This is a genomic window from Pseudomonas sp. NMI542_15, assembly GCF_021283425.1.
GTDB classification, from domain to species: domain Bacteria; phylum Pseudomonadota; class Gammaproteobacteria; order Pseudomonadales; family Pseudomonadaceae; genus Aquipseudomonas; species Aquipseudomonas fortuita.
The window spans coordinates 128,707-140,641 of record NZ_JAJSRO010000013.1 but is presented as its reverse complement, the minus strand read 5'-3'; the positions used below and the strand labels follow the sequence as shown (position 1 = coordinate 140,641).

6 protein-coding genes are annotated in these 11,935 nt (G+C 65.4%); 2 read left to right on the top strand and 4 right to left on the bottom strand.

What is annotated here, in order from left to right:
• Positions 1–106: 106 nt before the first annotated feature.
• The gene (locus LU684_RS19125; RefSeq protein WP_232894913.1) at positions 107–1,771 is read right to left on the bottom strand and encodes a ShlB/FhaC/HecB family hemolysin secretion/activation protein; all 1,665 of its coding nucleotides are present in this window, start codon (positions 1,769–1,771) and stop codon (positions 107–109) included.
• A gap of 92 nt (positions 1,772–1,863) precedes the next feature.
• Positions 1,864–4,206 (bottom strand): peptidoglycan glycosyltransferase PbpC, encoded by a 2,343-nt coding sequence (pbpC, locus tag LU684_RS19120; RefSeq protein WP_060519225.1) that lies wholly within the window; start codon positions 4,204–4,206, stop codon positions 1,864–1,866.
• A 77-nt stretch (positions 4,207–4,283) separates the two neighbouring features.
• On the opposite strand from pbpC, the gene LU684_RS19115 reads away from it, so the two are divergent.
• Complete coding sequence (locus LU684_RS19115) at positions 4,284–4,577, top strand: hypothetical protein (RefSeq protein WP_016484746.1); 294 nt, start codon at positions 4,284–4,286, stop codon at positions 4,575–4,577.
• 164 nt (positions 4,578–4,741) lie between these two features.
• On the opposite strand, the gene LU684_RS19110 is transcribed toward LU684_RS19115, so the two are convergent.
• A complete protein-coding gene (locus LU684_RS19110; protein WP_232894912.1) occupies positions 4,742–9,643 on the bottom strand; it encodes an alpha-2-macroglobulin family protein in 4,902 nt (1,633 codons plus the stop codon).
• A gap of 278 nt (positions 9,644–9,921) precedes the next feature.
• On the opposite strand from LU684_RS19110, the gene LU684_RS19105 reads away from it, so the two are divergent.
• Positions 9,922–11,259, top strand: coding sequence for an MATE family efflux transporter (locus tag LU684_RS19105; RefSeq protein WP_016484744.1), 1,338 nt, complete (start codon positions 9,922–9,924; stop codon positions 11,257–11,259).
• Positions 11,260–11,381: 122 nt separating this feature from the next.
• On the opposite strand, the gene LU684_RS19100 is transcribed toward LU684_RS19105, so the two are convergent.
• Positions 11,382–11,837 (bottom strand): REP-associated tyrosine transposase, encoded by a 456-nt coding sequence (locus LU684_RS19100; protein ID WP_232894911.1) that lies wholly within the window; start codon positions 11,835–11,837, stop codon positions 11,382–11,384.
• Between the last annotated feature and the right edge of the window lie 98 nt (positions 11,838–11,935).

Here is an 11,935-nt window from a genome sequence, read left to right as displayed (position 1 = left end):
GCCCATCGCGACACAAGGCCGCTCCCACAGGCACCGCGCAACCCTCAGGATAGCGGTGGACCTGTGGGAGCGGTCTTGTGTCGCGAAAGGGGCGCAAAGCGCCCCCCTACATTTGAAAAGCCAAACTCAGGGTCAGCCGGGGGCCGCGGTCCAGGCTGTCCAACGCCACATCCGCCAAAGGCTTCGCCACCTCCAGCGCAACGTTGAAGTAGCGTCCATCCCCCAACCGTGCGCCAAGTGCCGCCGAAGCCAAGTGCGCATCCTCCACCGCGCCCCGGTTATGCCAGGCCTGCGCCATATCCACTGCCGCATAGGGCTGAACCAACCCCAGCCCGTGATCTCGCAGGCTGTAGTTCAGCTCGTAAGATACGCCCCAACCCTTGTCGCCCTCTGCCTGGTCACGCGGGTAGCCACGGCCGAAATGCTGCCCACCAAAGCCAGCCCGTTCGCTGTCGGGCAGCCGGTCGTCACTCCAGTACAACGCCCCCGACACTACGCCCTGCCAACGCGGCGACAGCGGGTCACTTTGCAGCCCCGACAACCTGAGCCGCAGAAAGTCCATGTCGTAGCCGGCGTCGCTGCGCGCGCCCAGGTAATCCAGCCCCTGATAGACCCCGGCACTGACAATACGCAGGCGCCTGCCGTCCACTGTGCGCCAGTCACCCTCAAAGGAAACCGCGCGCACACCGGTGTCGTAGTCCCGTACCGAAGGCTGCCCACCCAGTGCGTCTTCGACGTGCTCACTGACCGCATACAAGTGCCCCTGCACAGCCATCCATTCATCCGCCCTGACAATCACTGGCTGGCGCAGGCCCACCGCATAGCGTTCACTGTCGCGCTTGCGGGTAATGTCACGGCCATCGTCCAGGCGAATACGCGTGCCCGGATCACTGCGGTAGCGCGAAGCCGACAGCAGCAGTTGGCTACCGGCAGCGTCAAGGTACTGGCTGTAGTCCAGCCGCTGGTAATGGACCTGGTCATCCCCCGGCGGCAGCAACAGGCTGGCCTTGAACTGTTCGGCCAAGCGGGTCTGGGCATTGCTGCTTGCCGTCAGCAGCGCCTGCGGATCGTCGCGACTGGAGTCGGTCACGATAACGGCGGCGTTGAACGCCTTGCGCCGCGCCTGCACGTTCAGGCGGGCTGCACCGTCAGCGGTTTGCGCCACGGCCAGCTCAGCCTCTATGGAGACACCTGGCAGGCGTTCGGCGAGCCCCAGGTAGCGCTCCAGCGTTTCCTGGGTCAGCGGGCGCTCGGCTTTCAGCCGCGCCAGCAGCTGCTGCAAATAGTCACTGGCCGGGCCGATATCGCCGGCCACGTGATAGTCCCGAATGTAACCTTCGACCAACACGACATTGACCCGGCCATCGGCCAAGTCCTGAGGGGGCAGGTAGGCGTAGGAAAGCAGGTATCCCTCCTGCCGATAGCGCTCGGTCAGGCGCTCGGTGTACTGCTGCAACTCACCAAGCGTGATGAGGTGCCCGATCAGCGGCTGGTAGTGCTCGCGCAAGTCGCTCAGGGGGAACACCGTACCGCCTTCGAAACGCACCTTGTGCAGCATCACGCACGTATCCGCAGGCGCCCAGGCCAGGCTATCGGCACTGGGCCCAGGCAATCGCAGGTTGGGGCTGACGGGCCAGTAGGTGTCCACCGGCAGATCAGTGTCGGGCAGGCGCCGTTCGTACTCATGGCTGTCGAGAAAACCCGGCAACGACCCGGCTTGGGCCGCAAGCGCCCAAGGCAGCAACAACAAGGGCACGGCCAGAGGACGCATAGGGCGCTCCACGTTCCCACGGGTTGCGGGGCACCAGCCGGTCACACCCGTCATTTGCAAGCGTAGGTGCTGGCCCGGCTGCCGTCGAACGCCTACTCGCTGACCTGGAACGCTACCCTCGCCGTCTCGCCGCTTTCATCCAGCGCACTGAGCTCGGCCTGCCCGGCCTGCGGCAAGCGCACCAGCAGGCTGTCCTGCCCCTGGGTCTCGCCCAGTGGCTGACCATTGAGGAACCACCAGCGTCGGCCGCCACCGCCCAAGGCCGACACATGCAGTTGCAACGGCTCGCTGCTGGTAGCCGGTTGGCGCAGGTTGTCACCCGGGCGCACGCCGACGATCGACAGCGGCGGCGCGCTGGCCGGCACCTGCGGTGGGCAGGTCGGGTCGATGGCCGGCAGCCGCGCCGCGCGCCGCTCGACGCGGGGCAACCAAGGTTCCAGCGGGGCCGGCCACAAGGCGATGTCGCGAGCCTTGGCGCCTGGGCAGCCGCCATCGACGCGCAACCCCTGTTCGTTGACCCACACGCTTTCACGCAAGCCCAGGCCAAGCGGCTGGTCGGCGGCTTGCAGCGTCGGGGGCGTGGTGCCGTCCAGGGTCCAGGCAAAACGCTGACGCCGGCAGTTGGGGTCCTGTTTGCTCATCGGCTGGCCCAGCGGCCAGCAGATCGCCGCCACACCGACATTCGCCGGCACCCGCTCCACCGGTGTGCTGATGCCGCGCTGGCTGTCGCGGTTGCTCAGCAGGTCATGCACCTGCAGCATCAGCGGCGCCGCCGACGCCAGGCCGAACTGGCCGGGTACCGGCGTGCCATCGGGGCGGCCGATCCACACGCCGATCAGGTAGCGCGGGCCCACGCCAATCGACCAGGCATCGCGAAAGCCATAGCTGGTGCCCGTCTTCCAGGCCAGTTGCGGGCGCTGTACCAGCTCGGCATGCGGGTCGCGGTCGGGGCGCGCCTGGCCACTGAGGATGCGCCGGATGATCCACGCCGCCCCCGGGGACAGCAGCCGGCGTTCCACCAGTGGCTCCTGTGGCTGCAAGCGCACCCGTGCACTGTTGCCACCCCGCGCCAGCGCCGCGTAGCCACCCACCAAATCCTCCAGGCGGCTGCCCGCACCGCCCAGGATCAGCGACAGGTTAGGCTCGGCCAAGGGCGGCAATGCCAGTGGCATGCCCGCCATGCGCAGCTGCGCGGCAAAGCGTTTCGGGCCATAGGCCTCCAGCAATTGCACTGCCGGCAGGTTGAGGGACAGGGCCAGCGCCGAGCTGGCCGACACGGGCCCGCTAAAGCCCATCGAGAAGTTACCGGGGCGATAGTCACCATAACGGCGTGGCACATCCTGCAACAACGATTCGGAATGGATCAGGCCATCGTCCAGCGCCATACCGTAAAGAAACGGTTTGAGCGTGGAACCGGGCGAGCGTAGCGAGCGCACCATGTCGACGTGCCCGAAACGGCGCTCGTCGGCCAGCTCGATCGAACCCAGGTAGGCACGCACCGCCATGGTCTGCGCCTCGACCACCAGGATGGCGGCAGAGGTGCGCTCCGGCAGCCGCGCGCGCCAGCCCAGCAGCAAGTCTTCCAGGCGCCGCTGTAACGCTGCATCGAGCGTGGTGCGGATCAGCGGCGGGCTGTCGGCGCTGTTCAGGCGCCGGGCGAGCAAGGGTGCCAGGGCTGGCTCCTGGCGTGGCGCCAGCACCAGCGGCTCTTCGGCTGCCTCGCGGATTTGCTGCGCAGGCCACACCTGGTATTCGGCCAGGCGCTGCAGCACCTTGTCCCGGGCACGCTGGGCACGCTCGGGGTGGCGATCCGGGCGCAGCCGGCTGGGTGCCTGGGGCAGCACCGCCAGCAGCGCCGCCTCGGCCGGGGTCAAGTGCATGGGTGACTTGCCCAGGTACGCCCAGCTGGCTGCGGCCACACCCTGCAAGGTGCCGCCGAAAGGCGCGCGGTCCAGGTAAATCTGCAGGATCTCGCGCTTGGACAGGTGCCACTCCAGTTGCAGCGTACGCCACAGCTGGCGCAGTTTGCCGGCCAGGGTACGGTCATGCGGATCAAGCAGCCGTGCCACCTGCATCGACAGCGTACTGCCGCCCGACACCACACGCCCACCCCGCAGGTTCAGCCAGGCCGCACGTGCCAAGGCCAACGGGTTGACCCCAGGGTGACGGTAGAACCAGCGGTCTTCGTAAGTCAGCAAGGCCTGCAGGTACAACGGCGATACCTGGTCGGGGCTGACCGGGTAGCGCCACACCCCCTCGGCATCGGCAAACCGCCACAAGGGCGTGCCGTCTTCGGCCAGCACTACCCGGGCCAGATCGTCGCCCGGCAACGGCAGCGGCCAAAGGCGGTCAGCCAGCCACAACAGGCCGCACAACACCAACAGGCCAAACAGCGTGGCGCGCAACAGCCTGCCCGCACGCGCTAAGCTTGGCATCGGGAACCGACCTGGCCAGGTAATGGCCAAAGGCTTGGGAACGGCAACCTCGCCAATTCGTTCATCAGGAAGCAACTATGCATGTAGAAGGTTTTTTCGAGTGGCTGGGCCAGGCACTGGGGTCGTTGATCCGCGTCATCGTCGACGCATTGAGCGGGCTGTTCAACCTGCTGGCCAATGCCGGTGGCAATTTCATTGACGGCCTGGCGCGCACGCTGGGCATGGATACCTCGCTGGTCAGCATCCTGGCCCTGATCATCGGCCTGATGCTGCTGTACTCGGCAATCCGCGCGTTCATGCGCGCCTCGATCATCCTCGGGATTATCTGGCTGGTGCTGGGGCTGTGGGTGATGAGCTGGGTGATTCACTGAATGACTCAGCTGATCTGCGCGGTGTTTGTGGGAGCGGCCTTGCGTCGCGAAAGGGCTGCACAGCAGCCCCAGGCTTTCAGCTTCGCCGCTTGAATTGCCGGGGCCGCTTTGCGGCCCTTTCGCGACGCAAGGCCGCTCCCACATGGTCCGTGTAGAGCGGGTCTCTAGCGGGCTTTTACGGTCATTTCACCCTGCCCATCCCCCACGGCCTGCAGGTTCGGCCGGTACATCGACTCGACCTGCGGCGGCGGCACACGGTAAGTGCCCGGGGTTACTGCCCGCGCCAGGTACAGCAGGTGGGTGGTGCCGTAGCGATCGAGCTTGAGCGCTGCAACATAACGGTCATCACGGTACTCCTGATGCACCACGCTGGCGTTCTGCATCGACTCGCGCCATTCCTTCACAGCGCTGCTGGCATTGTCCAGGCTCGCGGCGCTTTGCGCCAGGTTCTGGTTTTCCAGCTCCAGGCCGGCCGGCAGCAGGTCGACCACCAGTGCATCTGGCACTCGGTCTTCGGCCTTGAGCGCCAGGTGTACCAACACCAGGTCGCCACTGCGCAGGTTGTGCAGGTCCAGCGCCTGGCCGTTCATGCCCAGGTACTCACGACGAATCTGCATACCATTGCCGCCGGCCGCAGGTGCCTGGCGTGGGTAACCGGACAAGGTCAGTTGCTGGTACAGCGTCCCGCTGCCTTCGTTCTGTACGCTCAGTGGCGAGGCCAGCAACGGGCCTTCCAGCTTCATGCCGGCCTCGGCGTTGTTGAGCGCGCGGACCTCGCCCGCACTGTCCAGGCGTGCCTGCCACTTGCCTTCCGGCTTGCCCAGCAGGCCACGGCCGGCCAGGAACAGTGCATTGCGCTCCTGGGTCGACAGCCAGCGGTTGGCCGCCAGTTCATCCGACAAGGCGAACAGGCGCTGGTCGACCTGGCTGCTGGCCAGGTTGCTCTCCTGCAGCAATGCCAATATCAGCGCCTGGTCACGCAGGGCGCTGCCGTAATCGGCCATCCAGCCTTTGCCACGGCTGATGCCCAGGCCCGCCTGCAAAGCTTGCTCGGCGCGCGGTTTGTCGCCCATCTTGTCCAGCGCCACCGCCAGTTGCACCAGCGGCAAGCCCGAGCGGGCATCGGCACGGCGCTCGAACAGGCCACGCAGCGCACCCAACGGCGCTTGCTGGCTGCGCGACAGCACCAGCGCCGCGTAGGCCTGCACGGCAAAGCGGGTATGGTCGGCGTTTTCGCTGTAGTCGACTTCGATCAGGTTGCGCTCCTGCAGGTAGCGCAACAGGCGCTCGCTGGCTTTCTTCAGCGCTTCGGCCGGCACGCCATAACCCTGGTCACGTGCACGCAAGAGGAAGTCGGTAACGTAGGCGGTCAGCCAGTACTCCTCTTCGCTGTCCGAACTCCACAGGCCAAAGCTGCCGTTGTAGCGCTGCATGCCCAGCAGGTGCTCGATACCCATTTCAATCTTGCGCTTGCGCACATCCGCCGGCTCGCCCTTGATACCCAGGCGCTTGAGGCTGTCGGCGTCCGCGTACAGCGACGGATACAAGCCGCTGGTGGTTTGCTCCAGGCAACCGTAAGGGTACGCCTCCAGCGCACGGATCTGCTCGGCCAGGTTCAACGGCGGCCGGCTCGACAAGGCCAGGCTGGCCTCCAGGCCAGCGGGTTCGAACGCAGCCAGGTCTGCTTCGGGCAGTGTCCATGGCTGATCCTTCAAGGCCACGCGGTAGTGCTTGAGCATTGCCGGGTAGGCCGGGCGCACGCCCAGCGTCCACTCACGTTCGAACGCGGTGGTCGGCTCGTTCGGCAGTTGCAGGCCAGTGACCCGCACATGCACCTTGCCCTGCCCCAGACCACCCTGGGCCTGCACCGGAATCATCAGGGTCGAACGCTGCCCCTCGGCCAGGGCGACGGTCTGCACGGCATTGGTGGCCAGGCTCAGTTGCCCTTCGGTGGTGATTTCAACGTTCAGTTGCTGGGCACGGCCCGACAGGTTGGCCAGGTCCAGTGCCAGGCTGGTGCGGTCGCCACCGGCCAGGAAGCGAGGGGCCGAAAGCTCGGCAATCAGCGGCGCAGCGACCACGGTCTTGCCTTCGGCCATGCCGAAGTGCTCTTCGGTCCAAGCCTGGGCCATCAAGCGCAGCTCGCCGTTGAAGTCAGGGATATCGACCGTGGCCTGGCCCTCACCCTTGTCGTCCAGCGTCACCGGCAGGCTCTGCTGGGCGACGATGGTGACCGTGGTGTTAGGCCGCTTGCCGCCCTTGGCCATCGCCGCATCACCACCAAACGCCAGGCTGGCAAGGCGGCCCTGCCCGGCTTCGATCAGCTGGCCATAGATGTCCAGCTGGTCGGCACCGTACGCCTTGCGCCCGAACAGGCTGGCAAACGGGTCGGGGGTTTTGAAATCGGTGATGTTGAGGATGCCCACATCCACCGCCGACAACAGCACATGCACCTGCTTGGGTACGCTGCCATCAGCATTCGCGGCCTTGACCTTCACGGTCAGCGGCTGTTTCGGACGCATTTTCTCCGGTGCCTGCAGGCTCACCGCCAGCTTGCGCTCGGCGCGGTCCAGTGGCAGGTGCAGCACGCCTACTGAACGTTTGGGGGTGGCGTTGGCCTTGCGCTCACCCGGGCGGATCACCAGCGCGCTGATGTACAGGTCGTGGCGTGCCCAGGCTTTGTCCAGTTGCACATCGAAAGCCTTGCCCTCGGCGGGCACTTCGATTTCCTGCCACCACAACGGGCCATCGCTGGACTCGATCATCAGGTAGCCGCTGCCAGCGGCGGGTGGGGTGACGGTGACCTTGGCCGTGGCACCGTCGGCGTATGACGGCTTATCCAGGGCCAGCTTGACCTGATCCGGGCGCACGGCGCCGCCTTCAGCGTTGTCCTGGGCGCGATAGCCGGCCCAGAACCGCTCGCTGGACACAAGGCCGGTCTGCGGGTCTTCCACTTCGACGCGGTACGGCCCCCATTCAACCTGAAAACTCAGCTTGGCCGTGGAGCCCGCCTTGACGCTGACTGTCTCTTCGTCCTGGGTCAGGAACTTCTCGTTGTAGGCGTAGCTCCAGCCGTCGCTCTGCGAGTAGTTCCAGTAGTAGTCGCGGCGCTCGCGGATCAGCCGCACCTTGAGGTCGTTGGCCGCCAGTTTGTTGCCATCGCGGTCGGCCACCAGGAACTCGAATTCCACCGGCCCGTCGCTATTGGTTTCCTCGCCATCGAACAGGCCACGCAGGCCCGGCAGGCGCTCGGCTGGCCAGACAGGTTGCTCCAGACGCCGGGTGATTGGCCGGCCACCCGACTCCTGCAGGCTGGCCTGCACGGTCAGTTGCAGCGGCGAGCGGGCTTCGGCCCAGCGGCTTTCGATGTCGATCACCGCCTTGCCGGCCTGATCGAGCGTCACTTCGTCCAGCTCAAGGTCCTGGTTCAGCTCGGTTTCGGTGACCGAGCCAAACTGGTAGCCAGGCAGCGCCGGCACCGCCTCGCGAAGGGGGCGCACATAGGCCTGACCACTCAGGCGATTACCGGCAGCCGGGGCGCCATAGAGGTAACGGCCATTGACCTGGATGCGCGCATCCTCCTCGGGCGACAGCGGCGTGCTGCTGCCCTTCAGTTCCAGCGCCAGGCGCTCGGGCAGGAAGTCTTCGACAAGAAACTCATACACCTGCTTGCGCCCGCCCCCCAGGTCCAGCAGCAGTTGCCAACGCCCAGTGGGTGCCTCGGTGGCCAGTTGCAACTGGTATTGGTACAAGCCATTGCTGTCGGCTTCCCAGACAAACTTGCGGCTTACCTGCTCATCCGGGCGACGCACTTCCACGCTCACCGGCTGGGCTTTGACAGGCTTGCCGTCCTGGTCACGCAGCAGGCCGTTGAGCAGTACTGTTTCGCCTGGGCGGTACAGGTCACGCGGGCCGAAGATGAAAAACTGCAGCGGGTTGGCCTGGGGCCCAGTGATGTCGAACTCGGCCAGGTCCAGGGCGGCGGTGTTCAGGCGCAACAGCGTGGTGTGCACACCTTGGGTGGCGATCAGGGTATCGGCTTTGGGCGTGATCGGCAGCTGAGCGTGGCCTTTGCCGTCAGTGCTTGCCTGGGCCAGCAACTTGCCCTTCTCGTCATGGATTTCGAGGTTGACGCCGTTCAGCGCCTTGCCGCCTTCCAGCGCCTGGGCGAACACGTCGAGGCGGTCGCGGTAACGGTGCGCCGACACACCGATGTCGCTGAGGGTGAACAGGGTCGCTGGCTGCGAGTAGTCATAGGTGCCCGAGGCACGCATCACCGCCAGGTACACGCCCGGGTCCTGCAGCGGCTTGATGCCGGCGATGGGCAGCAGCACCGTTTCGCGGGTGTTACGGGCGGGGTTGAGGTCGAAGCGGCCGCTATAGACCAGCTCGGCCATGTCCAGGGTTTCCTTGGACTGGTAGTAGTACAGGCTGCTGTTGCGCCCCCAACTGGCGAGGAAGGTCGAGAGCATTTGCGGCTTGACGCGGAAGAACTCGACATCGACTTTGTCGACGTTCAGGGCAATCACCGGCAGGCCTTCGGCCAGGCGCGTGGGCAGCAGCGAACCGCGGCTGGCAAAGCCGATGGTCGGCTGCATGTCGCGGGTTTCCAGGCGGGTGACCGACTCGCTGTCCAGTTGCTTGCCGTTGACCGCGAGCAAGCCCTTGTCGACGGTCAGCACCAGCTTGCGCTGCGGCTCCAGGTGGCGCAGGCGCAGCTCCATCTGGTTGTCGGAGAGTTCCCAGGCGCCGTCGAGCTTACCCTTGACGGTGTCGACCAGGTGCACCTTGGTGGCGAAGTCCTGCTTGGCATCCAGCGGTGCGGAGAAGCTGATCGACAGCGTTGCCGCGCCATCGAGCTGCACTTCAGAAACATCCAGCACCGCAAGCTCGCGGCCCTCGTAGCGCTTGGCGAGCACAGCAGGGTCTTCGCGCTTGGGCGCTTGGGTTTCGACGGGCGCTGTAGCTACGGGTTTCTCGACCGGCGCCGGTTTGTCCGGCGTCGAAGAGTCACAGGCACTGAGCAAAGCCAGCGCGCAGGCCAGCAACAATCCTTTGTTGAACATGGAGTAGGAACTCTTAGGCAGCGTGTACGTGAGGGCAGCAACTATAGCTCAACGTCAGGTGCAGCACCCGGGCGTTGCGCGGCAAGTGAGACCATGGTCGCGCTAAATGGTTGCCGGTCGTTACACTGTGGCATTCGTTAAAGGGGGCCGCTGTGCGCCCCTTCGCGGGCCTGCCCGCTCCCACAGGTTTGGCGCCGGCCGCAAGAGCAACACTTTCCTGTGGGAGCGGGCAAGCCTGCGGAGGGGCGCACAACGGCCCTAGGTCTCATGGAATGCAAATGCCCCAACTCGCTGCCGACTGGCGCCACCGCCCCACCCATCACAAGGTCTGGGCGCTGGCTGCGCCGATGATCCTGTCCAACATCTCTGTGCCGCTGGTGGCGCTGGTCGACAGCACGGTCATCGGCCACCTGCCCCACGCCCACCAGCTGGGTGCCGTGGCGGTGGGCGCCACGCTGTTCACCTTCATGGTCGGCCTGATGGGCTTCCTGCGCATGGGCTCCACCGGCTTCGCCGCTCAGGCCGCTGGCCGTGGTGACGGTGCAGCGTTGCGCCAGGTGCTGGTGCAAGGGTTGCTGCTGGCGGTCGGTTTTGCCGTTGTGATCGGCCTGCTGGCCCTGCCGTTCAGCCAGCTTGCACTTCATGCGATGCAACCCAGCGCAGCCTTGCAGCAATCCACCGAAAACTTCTTCCACACGCGCCTGCTTGGGCTGCCTGCAGCGTTGGCCAGTTACGCGCTGGTTGGCTGGTTTCTGGGGACCCAGAACGCCCGGGCACCGCTGGCCATCCTGCTGACGACCAACCTGCTGAACATTGTCTTGAACCTGTGGTTCGTCCTGGGGCTGGATTGGGGTGTACTGGGTTCGGCGCGGGCATCGGTGATCGCCGAGTGGAGTGCAGCCCTGCTGGGCCTGGCCCTGACCCGCCCGGCCCTGCGGGCCTACCCGGGGCAAGTCGTATGGGCGGCGCTCAAACGCTGGCAGGCCTGGCGCCCGCTGCTGGCGGTAAACCGCGATATTTTCCTGCGTAGCCTGGCGTTACAACTGGTGTTTCTGCTGATTACCGTGCAGGGTGCGCGCCTGGGTGAAGCCACGGTAGCGGCTAACGCCCTGCTGCTCAACGGCCTGTTGCTGACGGCCTACGCACTCGACGGCTTGGCGCATGCTGTGGAAGCGCTGTGCGGCCATGCCATTGGCGCCCGCGACCGCGACACCCTGCGCCGTTCGCTGGTGGTGGCCTGCGGCTGGTCGCTGATCACCAGTCTGGGGTTTGCCGGGTTGTTCCTGCTGGGTGGGCACCTGTTCATCGACTTGCAGACCGACATCGACAGTGTAAGGGCGGCGGCTTATCCGTACCTGCCGTACCTGGCGTTGCTGCCGCTGATTGCGGTGTGGAGTTACTTGCTGGACGGCCTGTTCATCGGCGCGACCCGGGCACGGGAGATGCGCAATGCGATGTTGGTGTCGGTGCTGATTGCACTGCCGGTGGCGGTGGCCATGAGCGGGTTCGGCAACCATGGGTTGTGGTTGGCGTTTCTCGGGTTCATGGGGTTGCGGGCGGTGACGTTGGGCTGGGTGGGGTGGCGGTTGCAGCAGAAGGGTGAGTGGATTCGGTGATGTTGGGGCCGCTTTGCGGCCCATCGCGACACAAGGCCGCTCCCACAAAAGGCCTGCATACGCCGGTCAATGTGGGAGCGGCCTTGTGTCGCGAAATGAGGGCGAAGCCCTCACCTGCGGTTTCACAGCCACACACAATCCCAATGCGGATACTCGCCCGCTCGCCGGACCAGGCCAGCCCGAATGGGATTGGCGATGATGTAGCGGGCAACCGCCCGGACATCCTCCTCACGTCTCAGAGCCCGGTCATGAAAGCTGGTCTGCCAGATATGTCGCCTGTCAGCGCCCACCTTGTACAAAGCACAACTGCTTCTGGACTTGAACCCACACATCAGCGTCCCCAGGTTCGTCGGGCCAAGCTCGATAAGCCAGTGAAGATGATCAGGCATCAAGACCCAGGCCAGAGATCGACAAGCCATGCTCTCTTCACTGAACCGCAATTGCTGGACCACGGTCCTGGCGAATCGAAAATTATTGAACAACGGCGTTCGGTTACGAGTGGTTGTGGTGAGCAGATAAAGGCGCCCGGATTCAGACACTCGACCGCCACGTAAACGATGGGAGCCTGGACGTTGCATGTCGTCCTCCTTTGAACATTGCATTCAAAGGTAGCGGCATTGGTGCGATGGACCAGGGCCGGAAATTTACCGGTTGTGACGCTGGTGAGGGCTTCGCC